This window comes from Roseovarius sp. 10 (genome assembly GCF_033100315.1).
Classification (GTDB): domain Bacteria; phylum Pseudomonadota; class Alphaproteobacteria; order Rhodobacterales; family Rhodobacteraceae; genus M30B80.
Genome location: NZ_JAWLVH010000001.1, coordinates 908,655 through 928,559 on the forward strand (window position 1 = coordinate 908,655; position 19,905 = coordinate 928,559).

Below are 19,905 nucleotides of genomic sequence, written 5' to 3' on the forward strand. Positions count from 1 at the left end.
ACTCCTGCGACTGCGATTGGTGTTTGGCAACAAACGACCACAAAAGCCAAGCGAGTTCGCAAGACATCACTCAACCCATGCGGCACCGAGTGCAAGATAGGGCGCAACGAATATCGGTCAAGAAAGGGGAGAGGCAGACCTGATAATTCACGCGCCAAAGCCGGTCACACAACCTGCGTTCGGAGCCCTATGATACCGCATAAGGCGAATTTTTCCTAACGAAAAAGCGCGCGGCGCTTTGACGGCTTGGCGCGATGTCTTAACTGTGCAAGATCAGGGGCTTGGATGATTGGGAAAGGATTTTGCCGTGCAAGCATGGGAGTTGAGCGCCTTTAACACCGCGCCAGAAATCCGTGAACTTCCAATGCCACGCCCAAACAAAGGCGAGATCAGGGTGCGCATTGCCGCCTGTGGTCTGAACTTTGCCGATCTGCTTATGATTGAGGGAAAATACCAAGACACCCCGACCCCGCCCTTCGTCATGGGGTTAGAATTGGCGGGCGTGGTGGATGCGCTTGGGGATGGGGTGACAACCCACGCGGTAGGGGATCCTGTGGCCGTTTATGCGGGCCAAGGCGGTTTGGCAGAATATGGATGCTTTCCCGCACAGCGCGCCCTGCGCCTGCCAGATCACATGCCCTTGACCGAGGCCGCAGGATTTTTGATTGCCTATGGCACCTCACATCTGGCACTGACGCGGCGTGCGCGTCTGGCTGCGGGGGAAACCCTTGCCGTGTTAGGTGCGGCAGGTGGGGTCGGCCTGACCGCGGTGGAAATCGGCGCAAGCCTTGGGGCCAAGGTCATTGCGGTGGCGCGCGGGCAAGCCAAGCTTGAAATTGCCAAACGCGCTGGTGCGGATCATGTGATTGACGCAGACACCCCCGATCTGCGCGACCAATTGCGCGCCCTTGGCGGTGTTGATGTGCTTTATGATGCGGTTGGCGGCGCGGGATTTGAGGCCGGTTTTCGCGCTATGCGGCCCGAAGGGCGGATTTTAAGCATCGGCTTTGCCAGCGGCACCGTTCCGCAAATCCCCGCCAATCATCTGCTTGTCAAAAATCTTGATGTGATGGGCCTGTATTGGGGCGGGTATCTGCGCTTTAATCCAGAGGCCTTGCAACACTCCCTTGAACAGGTTTTTGGCCTTTATACACAAGGCGGCCTCAAGCCTCATATTGGTGCAACTTACCCGTTTGACGCCCTGCCTGCAGCCCTTGACGCGCTTAGATCGCGCAAATCCACGGGCAAAGTGGTGATCGAAATTTCAAAGACGCTTTGATACCTATCGCAGGCTTACGTGATAGGAAAAAACTATCAAACCTTTGAGTGTGTTTTGCATAGCTTTCACTTGAAAAAATAGCCCTTCTTGCCAATATTAAGGCCAAGGACGGGCGGCAGAGTGCCGCCTGCGACCCCAAGGGGCGGCTTTGCCACCCTTTTTGACCGTCACAGCCATCTCTGTAGGAGGGATCAATGGCACCATATCAAACGATGCGCTCGGCAGCGGCCTCGGCCAATGCAGCGCAGATTGATCAGGGCTTGCGCGCCCATATGAACAAGGTCTACGGCACCATGTCCGTAGGCATGGTCATGACCGCAGGCGCTGCTTGGGCAATCGGCAGCAACCCTGCGCTGAACGCCCTATTCCGCGACCCGATCACGATGCAGCCCAATATCCTTGGCTGGATTGCCATGTTCGCGCCGCTGATCATGGTCTTTGCCTTTGGCGCGGCGGTGAACCGCTTGTCTGCTGCAGCAGCGCAGTTGTTCTTCTATGCCTTCGCTGCCGTGATGGGTATCTCCATCTCGTGGATCTTTGCTGTGTTCACAGGCGTGTCCATCACACAGACCTTCCTGACCACCGCCATCGCCTTTGCGGGGCTTAGCCTTTATGGCTACACCACCAAAAAGGATCTCAGCGGCTGGGGCACATTCTTGATGATGGGCGTGATCGGCCTGATTGTGGCCTCGATCATCAATATTTTCTTGGGCTCACCCGCGATCCATTTCGCAATCACCATTTTGGGCGTGCTGATCTTCGCAGGTCTGACTGCCTATGACACCCAGTCCATCAAACAAGAATATATCGACCATGCCGTGCATGGCGATCAGGAATGGCTGAACAAATCCGCGATTATGGGGGCGTTGCGCCTCTATCTCGACTTTATCAATATGTTCATGTTCCTGCTGCAATTCTTGGGTAACCGCGAATAAGCCTTCAGGGCACATATCCAAAAATGAAGGGCCGCATGAACAGTGCGGCCCTTTTCCATTGCTGTATCACGCCAATAAAAAAGCCGCGCAATCAGGCGCGGCTTTTTTATGTATACCCAAGAGAGGCAGATCTTATTTGATCTTACCTTCTTTATATTCGACATGCTTGCGCACGACTGGGTCGTATTTGCGCGCTGTCATTTTCTCGGTCATTGTGCGTGCGTTTTTCTTGGTCACATAGAAGTGGCCTGTACCCGCCGTGGAGTTCAGGCGGATTTTAATCGTGGTCGGCTTCGCCATGGCGTTGCTCCTTGAACGGCGTTGATCGGCGCGAGAATCCGCGCGCGAGATAATTCTGTTTGGGCGCTTTTACTGACGGGGCGGCAGGTGTCAACCGAAAAACGGGGAAATAAGCGCGCCCGCCCCCGCCATAATCACAAGAACGCGGATCAGGCCCATCTTCTGCCACAGCAGTAAGATTGCCGCGAGAAGGGTCAAGATCACGGCAGCCAAATCAAGGCTCGCCCAATCAGGCAGCCACAGCCCGTTGTCGCGCGTGACCGTTTCAAACCAGACATGCAGCGCGAACCACACAGACAAATTGGCAATAACCCCAACAACCGCCGCCATAACCCCGTCAAGCGCGGCCTTTAGCTTGGGCCATGCGACCAAGCGATCCACTTGTGGCGCGAATAGGAATATCCACAAGAAGCAGGGTATGAACGTCACCCAAAGGGTCAAAACCGCGGCAGTGACCGCACCTGCCCACCCATAGGTGCCAAACCCTGCAAGGAAGCCAACAAATTGCGTCACCAATATCAGCGGCCCAGGCGTGGTTTCAGCCAAGCCCAAAGCATCCATCATCTGCCCTGTGGTGAGCCATCCAAAATCCCCGACAACTTGCTGCACCATATAGGCCAAGACCGCGTAAGCCCCGCCAAAGGTCACAAGCGCCAGTTTCGAGAAGAAAAGCCCAACCTCCAACAACAGCCCCTCAGGCGCTATCAGGTATAAAAGCCCCAAGGGCGCGGCCCACAACCCGCCCCAGATCGCCAGATGAGCACCGCTGTTGGACGGGCGCCCTTGCGGCAGGTCTGCCGCCGCCGCAATCGGCGTGATCCAACCCAAATAGCCAATCAGCGCCGCCCCTGCGATCACCAAAGGAAAGGGCAGATCAAATACGAACAGTGCCGTAAATGCCAGTCCCGCAATCCACACGGCAACGGCCCCCTTTAAGGCGCGCTTTGACAGGTTCAAAAAGGCTTGGATGACAATCACAATCACCGCTGCCTTGATGCCCAAGAACAGCGCCGCCATAAGCGGCAGCTGACCAAAGCCCACATAAAGCGCGCTTAAGGCCATGATCACCGCAGCACCCGGTAAGACGAAAAGTCCCCCACCGATCAAGCCACCCAAAGTGCCGCGCAAGCGCCACCCTGCATAAGTGGCCAGTTGCATAGCCTCTGGCCCGGGCAAAAGCATGGTGAAGGACAGTGCCGCAAGAAATTGTCGTTCGCTCAACCAATTGCGCTGCTCGACCAACTCACGATGCATCAAGGCGATTTGCGCGGCGGGCCCGCCAAAGGACAAAACCCCAATGCGCGCAAAAACCGCGAAAAGCGCGCTCAGACTGGGGGGGTGTTGATTTTCGCTCATGCTGGCGCACCTATACTACGGATCACGGCTATGGCGTGACACTGTGACAGTCAGATGACGACCCGCCAAGTGTTCGGTTCACCTAACGGGTTTTCTGCGCGTGGCCGCTTGCAGTGCTGCCCCTGCCCCGCTAAACCCGCGCCTGACAGAACAGAAGGGATATTACGATGTCAATTGACACCGACACCGCAGCCCGCGTGGCGAAACTTGCCCGCATCAAGGTTGACCCTGCCGAATTGCCAAGCCTAGCGTCCGAATTCAACGCGATCTTGGGCTTTATTGAGCAACTCTCAGAACTGGATGTCAGCGATGTTGAGCCGATGACATCGGTCACGCCACAGCGCCTTAAGGCGCGTGTAGATGAGGTGACGGATGGCAATCAACAATCCAAAGTTTTGTCGAACGCGCCCGATGCGCGCGAAGGATTTTTTGCCGTGCCAAAGGTGGTTGAGTGATGTCTGATCTGAACAAATTGACCATTGCCGAGGCGCGCGATGCCCTGCGCCGTGGCGAGACCACAGCAGTTGAATTGACCAATGCCTGCCTCAGCGCGATTGAGGGCAGCAGCGCGCTTGGCGCCTTCGTCCATAACACCCCCGATCTTGCGCTTGCCCGCGCCGAGGCCGCAGATCAGCGGATCAAATCGGGCGATGCGCCCGCCCTTTGCGGCATTCCTATTGGGATCAAAGACCTGTTCTGCACCGAAGGGGTCGAGAGCCAAGCCGCGTCAAAAATTCTGTCAGGCTTTCGGCCTGAATATGAATCGACCGTCTCAGCGCAATTGCGCGATGCAGGCGCGGTCATGTTGGGCAAACTTAATATGGATGAGTTTGCCATGGGGTCGTCCAACGAAACCTCTGTTTACGGGCCAGCGGTCAACCCGTGGCGCGCGAACGGCAGCGATCAAAACCTGACACCCGGTGGATCTTCTGGGGGATCGGCTGCCGCGGTTGCGGCTGACCTCTGCCTGGGGGCCACTGGCACGGATACGGGCGGGTCAATCCGCCAACCTGCCGCCTTCACGGGCACAGTAGGTCTGAAACCCACCTATGGGCGCTGCTCGCGCTGGGGGATTGTCGCCTTTGCCTCTAGCCTTGATCAAGCAGGGCCAATGACCAAAACGGTGCGGGACGCCGCAATCATGGGGGCCGCGATGATGGGGCATGACCCCAAAGACAGCACATCCGCCGATCTGCCCGTTCCCGATTTCGAAGCACTTCTGACGGGTGATATTCGGGGCAAAACCATCGGCATCCCGCGCGAATATCGTGTTGATGGGATGCCTGAAGAGATTGAGAAACTTTGGGCCGATGGCGCTGCGATGCTGAAAGATGCAGGTGCAGAACTGCGCGACATCTCGCTGCCGCATACAAAATACGCTCTGCCCGCCTATTACGTGATCGCACCAGCCGAGGCCTCGTCAAACCTTGCGCGCTATGATGGGGTGCGCTTTGGCTATCGCGCGGAACTGTCCCAAGGGGACGGCATTACAGAACTCTACGAGAAAACCCGCGCCGAAGGCTTTGGTGCCGAGGTAAAGCGGCGGATCATGATCGGCACCTATGTGCTATCAGCAGGGTTTTACGATGCCTATTACAACCGCGCGCGCCGTGTGCGCAGCCTGATCAAGCGCGATTTTGACGAGGTATTTGCCGCAGGCGTTGATGCAATCCTGACACCCGCCACACCATCGGCGGCGTTTGAGTTGGGGAAAGAGGTGGCTGACCCTGTTGAGATGTATCTCAACGATGTGTTCACAGTCACCGTGAACCTTGCGGGCCTGCCAGGTGTGGCCCTGCCCACAGGGTTGAGCAGTGCGGGCCTGCCTTTGGGTCTGCAATTGATCGGCCGCCCCTTTGAAGAGGGTGATTTGCTCAACACCGCCTACGCGCTGGAAACTGCGGCGGGATTTGTAGCCAAACCCAATAAATGGTGGTAAGCTTTCTGCATAAATATGCAAAAAGCTTATGAGGCAGTGATGGGGTTTAAGGTCGGGCATTCCGCAAATTTGCGGGACAAGCTGCGCGTGGGGGCATTGCTTGTGGCCGTAGGAATTGGGGGAAGTGGATGCGTCTCTGCCCCCAATGATGTCGCCAAAGGGGTTGGGTTCAACGATTATCAAAGCTATCTCGCCGCCGAGGCTGCACGGCGCGAGGCCTTGCGAACACCGCCACAGGCAATCACCGCGCCGCAAACGGCGCCGATCGTGGCCAATGCTGCCGCACCCGCAGCACCCGTTTTGACGCAAGATCAAATTTTAGCGGCCCGCGCCCGCGCGGCCATTGAGGCCGCCGCGCCACAGGCGGTCTCACAACAAGGCGCGCACGCTATCGCCGCCCCCGCGCCTGCGGCATCCACGCCATCTGTCGCTGTGACAACCATTGCCTCTGCGGCACCCGTATCTGCACCCCCGAGATCTGCAACACCCCGTGGGATTTCTGACGAACAGGATTTCAACGCGGTGTCCGCGCGTGAGACAATTGAATCAGACGCCGAACGGCGCGCACGGATGCAGCAACAATTGGTAGTGGTGGCACCTGAACCCGTGCCTGAGCGCCCCCAAACGGTTGGCCCATCGGTGTTGAATTACGCCTTGGCAACGAGCCATCCGATGGGGCAACGGGTTTATGCCCGTTCCCCCTTGGGTCGGGGGCGACATGCGGAAAACTGTGCGGCCTATCGCGGGGATGATCTCGCGCAAGAAGATTTCTTAGCGCGCGGCGGGCCCAATCGCGACCCAATGGTGCTTGACCCTGATGGGGATGGCTATGCCTGCGGATGGGATCCTGCACCCTATCGCGCGGCGGCCCAAGCCGCGCGTGCGACCCAATGAGCCTGCCCCGCCAAAGCCCGAATTTCGGGCCAAGGCGCGAGGGGGCAACCCCCTCTTTGATCGTGATCCATTATACCGCGATGGAGGATTGCGAGGGGGCAGCGCGCGCGCTCTGCGACCCATCCCGCGAGGTTTCGGCGCATTATCTTATTGGGCGTGATGGCGGATGCCACGCTTTGGTGGATGAGGCGATGCGGGCATGGCATGCGGGCGCGGGGGCTTGGCGCGGGATCGTGGACGTAAATTCCCACTCTATCGGAATTGAATTGGACAATTGCGGATTTAGCCCGTTTTCCGAACCACAAATGGCCTGCCTTGGTGATCTACTGCGCGGGATCATGGCCCGTTGGGATATTCCGCCCGAAGGCGTTATCGGCCATTCTGATCTGGCCGCAGGGCGCAAGATTGACCCAGGCCCACGATTTGATTGGGCACGGCTTGCGCATGAAGGCCTCGCCGTAATGCCAAAGCCCCGCGCGCCTTTGGCGATAGACCCGCAGCGCTTTATGAATGATTGCGCGCAAATTGGGTATCATGTGGAGGATCTCGACCTTATGCGCGACACGCTGCGGCGCAGGTATCGCCCCCATGCTTTGGCAAAAGCCGCGCCGCTTGACGGATGGGATTGCGCGATTGCGGCTGATTTGGCGGCGCGCTTTGGCGTTGACCGCGCGGGCCGCGTCACGTAAAGCGCCTCTTGCGCGGAGGGCTGGATGACTGCGGGCAGCAATGTTCGAGGAAAGTCCGGACTCCAAGAGGCAACGGTGCTAGGTAACGCCTAGGCAGAGCAATCTGACGGAAAGCGCCACAGAAATGAAACTACCCAAGACTTCGGCCTTGGGAAAAGGTGAAACGGTGGGGTAAGAGCCCACCGCGCGCGTGGTGACACGGGCGGCACGGCAAGCCCCACCGGGAGCAATGCCAAATAGGGATCGTTGGAAAGGGCAACCTTTCAGGGCCGCTTCTGCCCCGTGCGATCCGGGTTGGCAGCTAGAGTGATCTGGCAACAGATCGCCCAGAGGAATGGTCATCCATGCCCCGCAAGGGGCAAGACAGAATCCGGCTTATAGGCCCTCCGCGCATATTCTGTCGGCCATCACTCGTCTCGCTTGGCTGCGAAGAACGCGCGCAAGAGTGCGGCTGCCTCATTCTCCATTATGCCAGAATATATCTCAGGCTTCCAATGCGATTGGGGGTGGTCAAAGACACATGGCCCCTGCGCCACGCCGCCCGATTTCGGATCAGAAGCCGCATAATAAAGACGCGACAGGCGTGCTGCGGCAATGGCCCCTGCACAGGCAGGGCAAGGCTCAAGACTGACCCAAATATCGCATCCTGTAAGGCGTTCCTGCCCCAATGCGGCACAAGCGGCACGAATGGCGAGCATCTCGGCATGGGCGGTCGGGTCATGACGCGCGCGCATCTCGTTGCGGGCTTCGGCAATTACCGCGCCATCCTTGATGATCACGGCACCAACAGGCACCTCACCCTGCAAGGCGGCCTGTCGCGCCAGATCAAGCGCGCGGGGCATATGGCTGTGAAATTCGTTCATATTCCCTTCATGCCTCAGTTTCTGCCTCTTTCCAAGCAGAAGCCAAACCCTTAGGGAGGGCACATGAACACAAGCACACCACAGGGCGAGCGGATCGCCAAACGCCTGTCCCGCGCAGGGATTGCCTCGCGCCGCGAGGCAGAGCGGATGATTGCCGAGGGTCGCGTCAGCGTGAATGGCAAAGTCATCGACAGCCCTGCCCTAAATGTGACCGCGCAAGATCGCATCGAGGTGGACAACGCCCCCCTGCCCGAGATCGCCGCCCCGCGCCTGTGGCTCTATCACAAACCTGCGGGGCTGATCACAAGCGCCGCGGATGAAAAGGGGCGCAAGACCGTCTTTGACGCTTTGCCAGATACACTACCACGGGTGATGTCCGTGGGGCGGCTCGACCTGAATTCCGAAGGTCTGCTTTTATTGACGAATGATGGCGGCCTGAAGCGCAAACTTGAATTGCCTTCTACGGGATGGCTTCGCAAATATCGCGTGCGCATTAAGGGAAAACCCAATGACGAGGCCTTTGCCCCTCTGCGCAAGGGCCTGAGCATCGAGGGCGAGACATTTCAACCCATGAGCGTCTCACTGGATCGCCAACAAGGGGCCAATGCATGGCTCACCATTGGCCTGCGCGAGGGAAAGAACCGCGAAATTCGCCGTGCGATGGAGGCGATTGGTTTTGAGGTCAACCGGCTGATCCGCATCTCTTACGGCCCGTTTCGCTTGGGCGAACTCAAAGCGGGCGAGGTTGAAGAGATCAAACCGCGCGTCTTGGCGGATCAACTGGGCCTAGAAGTGCGGGTTGAGGGGCACGCGAAGGCCAAAACTGGCCCCAAAACGGGAAAGCTGCGCAAAGCGCCGCCCAAAAAATCTACGCCCCCCACGCGCGATGGTGGGACGGCCAAACGGGGCGGGTTTAAGCCTCGTCCGAAGGCTCGCTGAAGCGCTCAATCACCTTGGCTTGCGCCATAAAGGCCGCGAACAAAAAGGCGGGCAGCGCGAAGGTTTCAAAGGTTACCCAAAACTGTTCCGAAAAATTGCGCCAGACGATCTCATTGGCAACCGCCATTGCGGCGAAAACGGCTGTCAGACGGCGGGTGATGATCATCCAACCTTCATCCCGCATCTTGAGAAATTCACCCATCAACACCTTGAGCCAGCTTTGCCCGCGCAGAAGGCCAATCCCCAACAAGGCCGCAAACACTGCGTAAACAAGCGTGGTTTTCATCTTGAAAAACCGCTCGTCATTGAACCAGATGGTCAGCCCCCCAAAGAACACGACCATAACCAAGGTGAATATCTGCATGCGTGAGATATGCCCTGTCAGATACCAAAGGGCCGCGATTGCCGCGCCAATCACGGGGATAAACAGCGCGGTCGCCATGATGAAGCCCGAATACTCCACCCCCGCAATGGTGAAGGTCTGCTCTTTGATCCACAGATACAGAACGAAAAACCCCAAAACAGGCCCAAGCTCTAGCGTGGTTTTCAACCATGGCGCGATGGGTTTTCCGTTTTGCATGGGTCTGTTCCTTTTCTAGCCTGCTGCCTCAACTATCACCGCGCCCGCTGCAATCAACCCCATAAGGGCCAAACGCCGCGGGCCAACGGTTTCCTTGAGGAAAATCCAACCAATCAGCGCGGCAAACACGGTGGATGTCTCGCGCAGCACAGCAGCCTCGCCCACATGATCAAGGCGCGTGGCCAACATGACCGACCCAAAAGACCCGAATGCCACCAAGGCCCCGATGACCCCACGCAAAGCCAGCCCTGAGAGCGCGGGCGGGTTTGCCATACGCCGCCACGCGACATAGGCAAAACCAGGCATGGCAAAGCCATCAATAAAGAAAAACCATGCCAGAAAGGTAAAAGGGTCGGCGGTGGCGCGAATGCCATAGGCATCATAATTGGTGTAAAGCGCCACGAATAACCCTGTCAGCACTGCAAATCCCAAGGCGGGGATCAGCGTTTCGCGGTCAATCGTCACCGTGGCGATATTATAGGCAGCAAGCCCATAAAGCCCCGTGATCAAAACGCCCACCCCAATCCATTGGCCAAGGGTAAAGACCTCGCCAAACAAGATGCCCGCCCCGATCACAGTAAAGAGCGGGCCTGTGCCCCGCATCACGGGATAAACCACCGTATAGGCGCCACGCCGATAGGCCGACAGCACCGCCCATTTATAGCCTGCATGGATGATGAACATGCCCGCAAAAATCGGCCACATATGCGGCTCGGGCCATGGCACGATGAACAGGGCAACAGGCCCTGCCAAAACCACCATCGCCGCATCAATCGCACCGCGTGACAACAGGGGGTCATGCCGCCCCTTTTGCAACGCGCCGAAAATCGCATGCAGCAGCGCTGCGCATAAGGCTAAGATCAGGGCCAATTGTTCGCCCGCAGCCGTGCCCTCAAGGGCGATGATCAGATCCCCCAAGGGCGACCCTCCACCCTGTTACGCATTGCTCTCCAACCCCATAAGCGCGTTTGCAAATTCTTCGGGATCAAAGGGGGCGAGGTCGTCAATCTGCTCGCCCAAACCAATGGCGTGAATGGGCAGGCCAAATTTATCGGCCAATGCCACAAGGATACCGCCCTTGGCCGTGCCATCAAGCTTGGTCATGATCAGGCCGCTGACATCCGATATCTTACGGAATTCTTCGACCTGTCTGAGCGCGTTTTGGCCCGTGGTCGCATCAAGAACCAACAGCGTGTTATGCGGCGCATCAGGGTCTTTTTTGCGGATCACCCGCACGATTTTGGCCAATTCTTCCATCAAATCCGCGCGGTTCTGTAACCGCCCCGCCGTATCAATAAGCAGCAAATCGGCCCCATCGGCTTCGGCCCGCGCCATTGCATCAAAGGCCAAGGCTGCGGGATCGCCCCCCGTTTCGGCACGCAGCACAGGCACGCCAGCGCGATTGCCCCAAATCTCCAATTGCTCAACCGCTGCCGCACGAAATGTATCGCAGGCGGCAATGACAACGGATTTCCCCGCAGCTTTGAATTGACTGGCCAATTTACCGATGGTTGTGGTCTTGCCAGACCCGTTCACACCAACCACCAACACCACCTGCGGCCGTTTGGGGTAAATCGGCATCGGCTTGGCCACAGCTTCCATAACGCGGGCCACATCGCGGGCAAGCGCCGCTTTGATCTCGGCCACGCTCATGCGGCGGCCAAAATGTTCGGAGGCCAGATTTGACGAAAGCGCAAGGGCGGTTTCCACCCCCAAATCTGCGCTGATGAGGATTTCTTCCAATTCCTCGATCATCTCATCATCAATCACGCGCTTAGCAACGGGCGCAGCGCCTCCACCCACCAAGCGGCGCAACAGGCTTGGCTTCGCTGCAGGCGCGGGTTCGGGCGCAGGTTCGGGCGCAGGTTTAGGTGGTTTCGCCGCCTCCGCCTGCGCGCTCTCAGTCGCGGGGCGGGCGACTGGTTGCGGCTGCGGTTCTTCCACCGCGGCAGGTTCTGCAGCATCCTCAGGGGCACCCTCAGGGTCTTGGCTTTGCTCTAGCTCTGGCTCGGCTTGTGGTTCAGGTTCTAGCGCAGGTTCTGGCTCTGGTGCCTGCTGCCCCTCACTTATGCGCTCGGCTGCTTCGGCAGTTTCTTCGACTATCTCAGGGGCCATATCATCAGTGGCGCCTTCGGCCACCAAAGCCTCTAACCCTTCGTCAATCTTGGACGAAGACTTAAAGAGCCGCTCTTTCATTTTCTTGAAAAATGACATTCGCTCAAAAACCGCCTTTTACCTTACGTCCCTTCCCCTAATACGCCGCGCGGGGCATTGCAAAGGCTTTGCACTGATTGGCCCCTGCGGGTAAGTTTTCAGCACTTGATTTGGCCAGATCACAGACGGGGTTTTGCGGGAATGAAACTTCCGCCCATTGTTCTATTCGCAGGCGCAACATTGTTGCCTTTTGGGCTATTGTGGCTTGAGGTTTTCGCACGAGGCCCATTTGGGCTGTTTGCGCTGATTGTGCTGACGGTGGTGGCGGGTCTGGTTGACCATCTCAGTCCGCAGCTCTCCCGCCCAAGCGGCGTATCTGCGCGCCCCAACCGACATGGGGCACTGGCCCTGCAATGGATTTTGGGGATCGGTCATATTGGTCTTATCCTTGCCCTGCCTTTTGTGGTGCAACGGGGGGGACTTGCCTCCCTGATCTTCACCTTTGCGCTGGCATCATTTGCAGGACAGATCACGCACCCCAATGCGCATGAATTGATCCACCACCCCAGCCGTGCCGCGCGGCGCTTGGGGCATAGCCTTTATGCAAGCCTTGGGATGGGGCATCACGCCTCGGCCCATTTGTTGATCCATCACCCCCATGTTGCAACCGCGCGCGACCCAAATAGCCCCGCGCTTGGGGTTGGGTTTTGGGCTTATCTTACGCGGGCATGGTGGGGCTCCTTTCACGGGGCGCTTGCCCGCGAGACTGCGCGCCGTGGCGGTGTCACATGGGCGCATCCCTATCCGTGGCATATCGCGCTTACGGCGCTGTTCCTGATCTATGCCTTCGCCGCGGGGGGTGGTTTGGCTTTGACCGCATTTCTGTTGGTGGCCGCCCTCTTCCATATCCAAGTGATGTTATCCGATTACATCCAACATTACGGGCTGCGCCGCGCCATTGACGCAGATGGCCGCCCCGCGCCGCAATCTGCGCAAGACAGCTGGAACGCACCGCGCCCCTTTAGCACCAACATGCTCTTGGCCGCGCCGCTGCATTCAGACCACCACCTCAATCCGACCCGCAGCTATGTGGAACTAAGCTGTGCTCCAGATCACCCGCGCCTGCCCTACAGCCTTCCTGTCATGGCCGCCTTGGCAACGGTGCCGCCGCTGTGGCGGCGGGTGATGGATCCGCGGGCGGCACGATGGGCCGCGCGAAAATGACGCTTGGACGCGCGGCAGGGTGCGGCCTATTTAAGAGATCATGAGCGATATGATCGACACAGATATTCTGATTTCGGGTGGCGGCATTGCAGGGCTGATTGCCGCCTCTGCCTTTGGTGCGGCAGGTTTTTCCGTTCTTTGCGTAGACCCAAGCGCGCCGATTACCACCCGCGATGCAGAAGGCTCCGATCTGCGCAGCACCGCGTTTTTACAGCCCTCGCGCGACTTTCTCGATCAGGCGGGGCTGTGGCGGCATTTTGCACCGCATGCAATGCCCTTGCAGATCATGCGCATCGTGGACGCAGGCGGGGTCGAGGCCGTGGCGCGCAGCGCGCATGATTTCAACGCAAGCGATATCTCGGATTTGCCATTTGGGTGGAACCTGCCCAATTGGCTGTTGCGCCGTGAAGGTTTGGCTCGGATTTCTGAATTGGATCATGTCACCTTTCGGGCGGGCGTTGGCACGAAATCCTTACTCACCCGCAGCGCAGAGGCGCGCGTCACCCTCACCGATGGCACCCGTGTGCGGGCCCGTTTGGTGATTGCGGCAGACGGGCGCAATTCCCCCATGCGCAAGGCGGCGGGCATCCCAGTGACGACCTTGCGCTATGGTCAAAAGGCCTTAGCCTTTGCTGTCAGCCATGACCACCCGCATGATAATATCTCGACCGAGGTGCATCGCTCGGGCGGGCCATTTACCCTTGTGCCGTTGCCAGATTACGAAGGCAAACCCTCCTCCGCCGTGGTTTGGATGGAACGCGGGCCAGAGGCAGAACGCCTCTATGCCCTCCCCCAACCCGCGTTTGAGGATGAAATGCGCACGCGCTCTGCCGAGCTTTATGGGCCCTTGCGTCTGATTTCACAGCGCACGATCTGGCCGATCATTTCGCAAGTGGCGCATCGCCTGACAGGCGAGCGTCTCGCCTTGGTGGCCGAGGCCGCGCATGTGGTTCCCCCGATTGGCGCGCAGGGCCTCAACATGAGCCTTACCGATATGGCGACCCTGCTTGATCTGGCCAAGGCCGCGCCTGACCGATTGGGTGAGACTGCCATGTTGCAAAAATATGAACGCGCACGCCATGCCGAGATTGCCGCCCGCGTGGCAGGGGTGGATGCGCTCAATCGCGCCTCGATGGCCGATGATCAAGGCTTGCGCGATTTGCGGATGAAGGCGCTGAACAGTTTTTACTCGGTGAAACCTGTGCGCCAAATCTTGATGCGCGCGGGGCTTGGCGCGCGGGCAGCGCGCTAAAGCTGAGCCTGGAACACCAAGGCACGCGCCGCCTCGCGCGCGGCGTCTGTAATGACATCCCCAGAAATCATGCGCGCAATCTCATCGACACGGGCATCGGCATCAAGCGGCGTCACGGTGCTGAGTGTGGTCTCATTTTCAACCGCTTTTGAGACGCGCCAATGATGCGCGCCAAGGGCCGCAACCTGCGGGCTGTGGGTCACAACCAAGACCTGCCCCCCTTGCGCCAACGCGGCCAAACGGCGCCCTACGGCATCGGCGGTCGCCCCCCCAACACCGCGGTCGATTTCATCAAAAATCATCGTTATATCAGATTCTTGCCGCGTGAGGCACACCTTTAACGCTAAGAGGAACCGTGACAATTCTCCGCCCGAGGCGATCTTGTTCAAGGGCCCTGCAGGCGCGCCAGGATTGGTGGCCACAGTGAAGGTCACGGCATCAATCCCCTCTGGCCCTGCGGGGGCATCAGTGAGCGCGGTGGTGAAGACCGCGCGTTCCATTTTCAACGGGGCCAATTCCCCCGCCATCGCCGCATCAAGGGTGCGCGCCGCTGCCTCACGTTTGCTGCGCAAGGCGGTGGCTGCCGCGTGATAAGCCTGATCTGCGGCGGCTTCGGCGGCGGCAAGAGCAGCCAAATGCGCATCCCCCCCTTCAATCGCGCTCAGGCGGGTTTGCAAATCCTGCCACATCTCTGGCAAGGCATCACATAGAACGCCGTGTTTGCGGGCCAAAGCGCGCAAAGCAAAAAGGCGATCTTCGGTTTCTTCCAAATCCTGCGGATTGAAAATCAAACGATCTGCAAAATCGCCCACAACGCGTTGCGCTTCGCCCAATTCGAGATTGGCGCGCTCTAGGGCGGCCAGTGCCTCGTCCAAGGCGCCATCGCTACGATCCGACAACCCAGCCACAAGGCGCAGCGCATCGCCAATCTGCCCCTCAGCCCCCTGATCCGACAAAATGGCGACAAGCCGCGCCACATCTTCCCGCAACCGCTCGGCCCCTTGCATAAGGCGGCGCTTGGCATCAAGCGCATCTTCCTCACCCGCTGCGGGGGCAAGGGATTCGAACTCGGCCACAGCGTGGCGCAGGAAATCTTCCTCAGCGCGAATTTTTTCGAGATCGTCTAGCGCCGCTTTATGGGCAGATGCGGCCTTGCTGCGCGCCCGCCACAGCGCGCTCAACGCGGCCAAATCATCGCTATGGCCGCCAAACTCATCGAGCAGCGCACGATGTCCGCGCGGGTCAAGCAGACCGCGATCATCATGCTGGCCGTGCAATTCGACCAAAACATCCGACAGGGCGCGCAGAACATCACCACTTGCCCGGCGATCATTCACCCATGCGGTCTTGCGCCCGTCTTGGGTGTTGATACGGCGCAAGATCAATTCAGGGCCAGAGGGGAGACCCGCCTCCGCCAAAATTGCCTGAACAGGGTGATCCATGGGCAGATCAAATACGGCGGATACCTCGCCCTGTTCTGCACCTTGGCGCACTAAATCGGCACGGCCCCGCCAGCCCAAGACAAAGCCAAGCGCGTCAAGAAGAATGGATTTCCCCGCGCCCGTTTCCCCCGTCAAAACATTCAACCCCGCCTGAAACTCAAGGCTGAGATGATCAATCAACAGAAGATCGCGAATTTCGAGATGCCGCAGCATCGGCCATGCCCCCGTTCAGTGACCTAGAGCCACGCCCCACGGATCGTGTTGTTCCAAATGCCGCGCAACCAACCCTCACCTTGCGGTTCAGGCTCGAGGCCCTGCCCCTGCAATTGACGATAAGCATCTTCGTAGAAGGGCGAAGATTGGAAGTTATAGCCCAATATCGCGCCCGCAGTTTGCGCCTCATCCGTCAGACCCAAAGAAAGATAGGCCTCAACCAAGCGCATCAGCGCCTCAGGCGTGTGCGAGGTTGTTTGGAACTCTTCGACAACGACACGAAAGCGGTTGATTGCCGCCATGTAATGTTGGCGCTCAAGATAGTAGCGGCCAATTTCCATTTCTTTTGCTGCCAAATGATCAAAAGCCAAATCGAATTTCAAAGCGGCGGAATTGGCGAATTCGCTATCAGGGTAAAGTTCGATCACCGCGCGCAGGGCTTGCAGGGCTTGAAAAGTCAAACCTTGGTCGCGGCCCACCTGTTCAATCTGATCATAATAGCTCAACGCCAAAAGATATTGCGCATAGGCGGCATCATCATCGGCAGGATAAAATTCGATAAAGCGCTGTGCGGCAACCCGCGCCTCTTCGTATTGGCGCGCCTCATGATGGCTGAAGGCGGCCATGATCAACCCGCGCTTGGCCCATTCCGAATAGGGATGCAGGCGTTCAACCTCTAGGAACAAAGGCGCGGCTGCCTCTGGATCATCTTTATTTTCAAGCTCAAACTCGGCCCGGTTGTAAATTTCTTCGGCGGTCAGGGCCTCAAGGGGCTGTTCCACCACACGCGGCCCAAAGAGACCACGGCGCGGCTCACCATCGGCGCGCGGGCCACAGGCCGTCACCCCAAGCGACAGGATCAGCAGACCAAGCCCAAGCTTTCGTGAAAATCCATGCGCGCGTGACGTGTCGTTCATCTATCTACCCTGTAGAAATCCGCCCAACCCCAAATCTTGGGTATCTTATTCCTAGGGTGTTAGCACATTAATCGGAAGGGCAAAACGTCAGATTGCCTCAAGCAACATGCGCCAAATCATGTTGGCCAACCCCCATGCCAGGCAAATGGGCGGCTGTCTGGGCGTCACATTGCACCAAACGCATCGCATCAGGCATGGCAAATAGCGCGCGCAGCAGGCGATTGGTCAACATATGGCCTGCACGCACGCCTTCGTAATGGCCAAGGATCGGATTGCCTGCCAAGGCCAAATCACCAAGAGCATCAAGCATTTTGTGGCGCACAGCCTCATCCGCATGACGAAAACCACCGGGGGACAGCACATCATCACCATCCACAACCACAGCGTTGTCATAGGATCCACCAAGGGCCAGACCCGCATTCCACATCGCCTCAACATCGGATTGGCGACAGAATGTGCGGCTGTCACAGAGTTCGCGCACGAAACGCCCATTGGCCAAATCCGCGTGGCGATGCTGCACCCCAATCGCAGGATCAGGGAAATCAATCGAAAAGGCCATTGTCAGATGCGAGGCAGGCGAAAGCGATGCTTCGCTATCGCCATCACGCACAGTCACTTTCTTCAGGATTTCAATCGCATAGATGGGGCGATCTTGCGGCGCGATACCCGCAGCAAGAAGGCCGCGCACAAATTCAACCGCCGAGCCATCCAAAATGGGCACTTCCTCGGCATCAATATCGACACGCGCATTGTGGATACCACAGCCCGCCAATGCCGCCATCAAATGTTCAATGGTCGAAACGGAAACCCCATCAGCGTTGGAAATCTTTGTGCAAAGGCGGCTTTCTGGAACCGCATCATAGCGCGCGGGGATCAGCGGATCCGCATCGCGCACATCCACCCGATTGAACCAAATGCCGCTATCGGCCACGCTTGGATGGATGGTCAAGGTAACAGGCTTTCCCCCATGAAGGCCTACACCTTTGAAACTTGCAGATTTTTTCAGCGTTGCTTGCACAGCAAACCTTTCTGTCGTCATGTGCCCACAATCGTGGGCGCCCCCAATACAGCCACCCCATCTGACTGCAAGCCTGTGATACAAACTGAGCGGGGGCGAGACAATTCAACCTTTGTGACTCTCTGCAACAATGCAAAAACGCATCGGCAGAATCTTGCCAAAGACCACAGGATACTCATCTAATCCTTTGATTAAAAACGAAAAAGGCCGACACAAAATCGGCCTTTTCGCTGTCATATTTTCGAAAATTTAATTCGCTTGGCGGCGCAGGAATGCAGGAACTTCGATGCGCTCCTGCTCTGGGTCGACTGCGTCATCCTCCATCATCGGCTGATGCTGCGCGCTGAGGTCAGGGCGGCTGCGATTCACGGGGGCGTCTGTGTTGCTTTGACCCGTCATCCGCTCAAGCAGCGAATTAATCCCAAAGGCACGGCGGGGCGCGGCGGGTTTCTCCGTCAATGCGGGGCGCGGCGCAGTTGGGCGTGCTGTCGTTGCATTATGCGTTGCGATTGCATTTTTCAGACGATCCAAGGCCTGCGGGCGTGGCGTGCCTGCTGCAGGACGCATCGGGGCGGTAAAGCTGGCCGCTTCAGGCTCGTAAACAGGCTCAGGGTCAGCCGCGACAGGGGCGGGGCTGCTCATCGCGCTGTCATACACAGGCGCGGGAACCTCGTTGTGATCCACCTCCATCATCGGGGCGGGCTCAGAGGTAACTTCACGCTCAAGATCATCGAACAAGAACGGCTCAGGCGATTGATCTTCTGCGACTTCTTCGGCAGGTGCAGGCTGTTCTTCAACAACTTCTGCAACAGGCTGAGGCGCGGCTGTGTAGCTGCGCTCTGGCTGGTACATCTGCATTTCAGAAACATCGATACCTGTTGCCACAACAGACACACGCATCCGACCTTCCATCGAGGTATCAAGGGTCGAGCCCACGATGATATTCGCGTCAGGGTCAACCTCTTCACGAATGCGGTTTGCGGCCTCGTCCAATTCAAACAAGGTCAGATCATAGCCGCCTGTGATATTGATCAAGACGCCTTTTGCACCTTTGAGGCTGATTTCATCCAAGAGCGGGTTGGCGATGGCCTTTTCAGCGGCCTGAATGGCGCGTGTTTCGCCTTCGGCTTCGCCTGTGCCCATCATGGCCTTGCCCATCTCGTTCATGACGGCGCGCACATCCGCGAAGTCAAGGTTGATCAGGCCCGGACGCACCATCAGATCCGTCACACCTTTGACGCCCTGATAGAGGACATCATCCGCCATCGCGAAGGCTTCGGTGAAGGTGGTTTTCTCATTGGCCAAACGGAACAGGTTTTGGTTCGGAATGATGATCAGCGTATCAACAACCTTTTGCAGCTGCTCAATGCCCTCTTCGGCTTGGCGCATCCGCTTGGCGCCTTCGAATTGGAAGGGCTTTGTCACCACACCCACTGTCAAAACGCCCAGTTCACGCGCCGCTTGCGCGATGATTGGCGCCGCACCCGTGCCTGTGCCACCGCCCATGCCCGCGGTGATGAAGCACATATGTGAGCCTGCCAATTGATCCACGATCTCTTCGATGGATTCTTCTGCCGCGCTTGCCCCAACAGAAGGGCGCGCCCCTGCCCCAAGACCCTCGGTCACGCGCGCGCCGATCTGGATGCGCTGCGGCGCTTTGGATTGCTGCAAGGCTTGGGCATCGGTATTCGCGACAACAAATTCGCAGCCATCAAGGGCCTGCTCAATCATGTTGTTCACGGCATTGCCGCCTGCGCCACCCACACCGAAAACGGTGATCCGTGGTTTTAGCTCTGTCCCTGTGTCGGGCATGGAAAGGTTCAAGGTCATCTACTCGGTCCACCTGTTTTGTCGTCCCTGATCTGATCTTGCGCCAGATATCTTGGGGTTTGACTGCCTCGTGTTTCTTTT

General features: G+C 58.2%; 19 protein-coding genes and 1 other RNA gene. 10 read left to right on the plus strand and 10 right to left on the minus strand.

The features are described 5' to 3' along the window. The first annotated feature begins 307 nt into the window (after positions 1–307). Both RYZ18_RS04620 and RYZ18_RS04625 read left to right on the plus strand, forming a co-directional pair. Positions 308–1,279 (plus strand): NADPH:quinone oxidoreductase family protein, encoded by a 972-nt coding sequence (locus RYZ18_RS04620; RefSeq protein ID WP_317655819.1) that lies wholly within the window; start codon positions 308–310, stop codon positions 1,277–1,279. A gap of 194 nt (positions 1,280–1,473) precedes the next feature. Further along, positions 1,474–2,214: a Bax inhibitor-1/YccA family protein gene (locus RYZ18_RS04625; protein ID WP_317655205.1), complete on the plus strand. Its 741-nt coding sequence runs from the start codon at positions 1,474–1,476 to the stop codon at positions 2,212–2,214. 132 nt (positions 2,215–2,346) lie between these two features. Here RYZ18_RS04625 and rpmG read toward each other — a convergent pair whose 3' ends face one another. Continuing rightward, the gene (gene rpmG / locus RYZ18_RS04630) at positions 2,347–2,514 is read right to left on the minus strand and encodes a 50S ribosomal protein L33 (protein ID WP_111731977.1); all 168 of its coding nucleotides are present in this window, start codon (positions 2,512–2,514) and stop codon (positions 2,347–2,349) included. A gap of 90 nt (positions 2,515–2,604) precedes the next feature. Beyond that, positions 2,605–3,870 (minus strand): chromate efflux transporter, encoded by a 1,266-nt coding sequence (gene chrA, locus RYZ18_RS04635; RefSeq protein WP_317655206.1) that lies wholly within the window; start codon positions 3,868–3,870, stop codon positions 2,605–2,607. 167 nt (positions 3,871–4,037) lie between these two features. Between chrA and gatC the strand changes: the two genes are divergently transcribed. The 5 genes from gatC (at position 4,038) to rnpB (ending at position 7,786) form a co-directional block, all read left to right on the plus strand. Then, entirely contained in the window at positions 4,038–4,325 is a 288-nt protein-coding gene (gene gatC / locus RYZ18_RS04640) for an Asp-tRNA(Asn)/Glu-tRNA(Gln) amidotransferase subunit GatC (protein WP_317655207.1), read from the plus strand. Next, positions 4,325–5,809 (plus strand): Asp-tRNA(Asn)/Glu-tRNA(Gln) amidotransferase subunit GatA, encoded by a 1,485-nt coding sequence (gene gatA, locus RYZ18_RS04645; protein ID WP_317655208.1) that lies wholly within the window; start codon positions 4,325–4,327, stop codon positions 5,807–5,809. Before gatC ends, gatA begins: the two co-directional genes overlap by 1 nt. 15 nt (positions 5,810–5,824) lie before the next feature. Further along, complete coding sequence (locus RYZ18_RS04650) at positions 5,825–6,703, plus strand: hypothetical protein (protein WP_317655209.1); 879 nt, start codon at positions 5,825–5,827, stop codon at positions 6,701–6,703. Next, entirely contained in the window at positions 6,700–7,392 is a 693-nt protein-coding gene (locus RYZ18_RS04655; protein ID WP_317655210.1) for an N-acetylmuramoyl-L-alanine amidase, read from the plus strand. Before RYZ18_RS04650 ends, RYZ18_RS04655 begins: the two co-directional genes overlap by 4 nt. A gap of 12 nt (positions 7,393–7,404) precedes the next feature. Then, positions 7,405–7,786, plus strand: an RNA gene (gene rnpB / locus RYZ18_RS04660) — RNase P RNA component class A. Between the two features lie 13 nt (positions 7,787–7,799). Here the strand turns inward: rnpB and RYZ18_RS04665 are convergent. Next, the gene (locus RYZ18_RS04665) at positions 7,800–8,255 is read right to left on the minus strand and encodes a nucleoside deaminase (protein WP_317655211.1); all 456 of its coding nucleotides are present in this window, start codon (positions 8,253–8,255) and stop codon (positions 7,800–7,802) included. A 63-nt stretch (positions 8,256–8,318) separates the two neighbouring features. On the opposite strand from RYZ18_RS04665, the gene RYZ18_RS04670 reads away from it, so the two are divergent. Next, positions 8,319–9,194: a pseudouridine synthase gene (locus tag RYZ18_RS04670; protein WP_317655212.1), complete on the plus strand. Its 876-nt coding sequence runs from the start codon at positions 8,319–8,321 to the stop codon at positions 9,192–9,194. Here RYZ18_RS04670 and RYZ18_RS04675 read toward each other — a convergent pair. From RYZ18_RS04675 to ftsY, 3 genes are read right to left on the minus strand one after another with little or no spacing between them, the layout of a single operon-like run. Beyond that, positions 9,169–9,774: an inner membrane-spanning protein YciB gene (locus RYZ18_RS04675; protein WP_317655213.1), complete on the minus strand. Its 606-nt coding sequence runs from the start codon at positions 9,772–9,774 to the stop codon at positions 9,169–9,171. The two genes, RYZ18_RS04670 and RYZ18_RS04675, sit on opposite strands and share 26 nt — an antisense overlap. A gap of 15 nt (positions 9,775–9,789) precedes the next feature. After that, the gene (locus RYZ18_RS04680) at positions 9,790–10,692 is read right to left on the minus strand and encodes an EamA family transporter (RefSeq protein ID WP_317655214.1); all 903 of its coding nucleotides are present in this window, start codon (positions 10,690–10,692) and stop codon (positions 9,790–9,792) included. A gap of 18 nt (positions 10,693–10,710) precedes the next feature. After that, positions 10,711–11,988, minus strand: coding sequence for a signal recognition particle-docking protein FtsY (gene ftsY / locus RYZ18_RS04685; RefSeq protein WP_317655215.1), 1,278 nt, complete (start codon positions 11,986–11,988; stop codon positions 10,711–10,713). A 141-nt stretch (positions 11,989–12,129) separates the two neighbouring features. Here ftsY and RYZ18_RS04690 point away from each other — a divergent pair, with 141 nt between their 5' ends. After that, on the plus strand, positions 12,130–13,152 hold the full coding sequence (locus RYZ18_RS04690; RefSeq protein ID WP_317655216.1) for an alkane 1-monooxygenase: 1,023 nt from the start codon (positions 12,130–12,132) through the stop codon (positions 13,150–13,152). Positions 13,153–13,192: 40 nt separating this feature from the next. Further along, positions 13,193–14,404, plus strand: a complete 1,212-nt coding sequence (locus tag RYZ18_RS04695) for a UbiH/UbiF family hydroxylase (RefSeq protein ID WP_411567073.1) — start codon at positions 13,193–13,195, stop codon at positions 14,402–14,404. Here the strand turns inward: RYZ18_RS04695 and recN are convergent. From recN to ftsZ, 4 genes are all read right to left on the minus strand, one after another. Continuing rightward, positions 14,401–16,059 carry a DNA repair protein RecN gene (gene recN, locus RYZ18_RS04700; protein WP_317655217.1) on the minus strand — a complete coding sequence of 553 codons (1,659 nt, stop codon included), beginning with the start codon at positions 16,057–16,059 and terminating at the stop codon, positions 14,401–14,403. The genes RYZ18_RS04695 and recN overlap by 4 nt on opposite strands. Positions 16,060–16,082: 23 nt before the next feature. Next, positions 16,083–16,976: an outer membrane protein assembly factor BamD gene (locus RYZ18_RS04705; RefSeq protein ID WP_317655218.1), complete on the minus strand. Its 894-nt coding sequence runs from the start codon at positions 16,974–16,976 to the stop codon at positions 16,083–16,085. A gap of 97 nt (positions 16,977–17,073) precedes the next feature. After that, positions 17,074–17,994 (minus strand): UDP-3-O-acyl-N-acetylglucosamine deacetylase, encoded by a 921-nt coding sequence (gene lpxC, locus RYZ18_RS04710; protein ID WP_317655821.1) that lies wholly within the window; start codon positions 17,992–17,994, stop codon positions 17,074–17,076. 249 nt (positions 17,995–18,243) lie between these two features. Next, positions 18,244–19,824: a cell division protein FtsZ gene (gene ftsZ, locus RYZ18_RS04715; RefSeq protein ID WP_317655219.1), complete on the minus strand. Its 1,581-nt coding sequence runs from the start codon at positions 19,822–19,824 to the stop codon at positions 18,244–18,246. Between the last annotated feature and the right edge of the window lie 81 nt (positions 19,825–19,905).

Excerpts from the sequence above, each read along its gene's own strand:
- RYZ18_RS04625 (WP_317655205.1), top strand. The coding sequence starts at position 1,474 with ATGGCACCATATCAAACGATGCGCTCGGCAGCGGCCTCGGCCAATGCA.
- rpmG (WP_111731977.1), bottom strand. The coding sequence starts at position 2,514 with ATGGCGAAGCCGACCACGATTAAAATCCGCCTGAACTCCACGGCGGGT.
- chrA (WP_317655206.1), bottom strand. The coding sequence starts at position 3,870 with ATGAGCGAAAATCAACACCCCCCCAGTCTGAGCGCGCTTTTCGCGGTT.
- gatC (WP_317655207.1), top strand. The coding sequence starts at position 4,038 with ATGTCAATTGACACCGACACCGCAGCCCGCGTGGCGAAACTTGCCCGC.
- gatA (WP_317655208.1), top strand. The coding sequence starts at position 4,325 with ATGTCTGATCTGAACAAATTGACCATTGCCGAGGCGCGCGATGCCCTG.
- RYZ18_RS04650 (WP_317655209.1), top strand. The coding sequence starts at position 5,825 with ATGCAAAAAGCTTATGAGGCAGTGATGGGGTTTAAGGTCGGGCATTCC.
- RYZ18_RS04655 (WP_317655210.1), top strand. The coding sequence starts at position 6,700 with ATGAGCCTGCCCCGCCAAAGCCCGAATTTCGGGCCAAGGCGCGAGGGG.
- RYZ18_RS04665 (WP_317655211.1), bottom strand. The coding sequence starts at position 8,255 with ATGAACGAATTTCACAGCCATATGCCCCGCGCGCTTGATCTGGCGCGA.
- RYZ18_RS04670 (WP_317655212.1), top strand. The coding sequence starts at position 8,319 with ATGAACACAAGCACACCACAGGGCGAGCGGATCGCCAAACGCCTGTCC.
- RYZ18_RS04675 (WP_317655213.1), bottom strand. The coding sequence starts at position 9,774 with ATGCAAAACGGAAAACCCATCGCGCCATGGTTGAAAACCACGCTAGAG.
- ftsY (WP_317655215.1), bottom strand. The coding sequence starts at position 11,988 with ATGTCATTTTTCAAGAAAATGAAAGAGCGGCTCTTTAAGTCTTCGTCC.
- RYZ18_RS04690 (WP_317655216.1), top strand. The coding sequence starts at position 12,130 with ATGAAACTTCCGCCCATTGTTCTATTCGCAGGCGCAACATTGTTGCCT.
- RYZ18_RS04695 (WP_411567073.1), top strand. The coding sequence starts at position 13,193 with ATGAGCGATATGATCGACACAGATATTCTGATTTCGGGTGGCGGCATT.
- recN (WP_317655217.1), bottom strand. The coding sequence starts at position 16,059 with ATGCTGCGGCATCTCGAAATTCGCGATCTTCTGTTGATTGATCATCTC.
- RYZ18_RS04705 (WP_317655218.1), bottom strand. The coding sequence starts at position 16,976 with ATGAACGACACGTCACGCGCGCATGGATTTTCACGAAAGCTTGGGCTT.
- ftsZ (WP_317655219.1), bottom strand. The coding sequence starts at position 19,824 with ATGACCTTGAACCTTTCCATGCCCGACACAGGGACAGAGCTAAAACCA.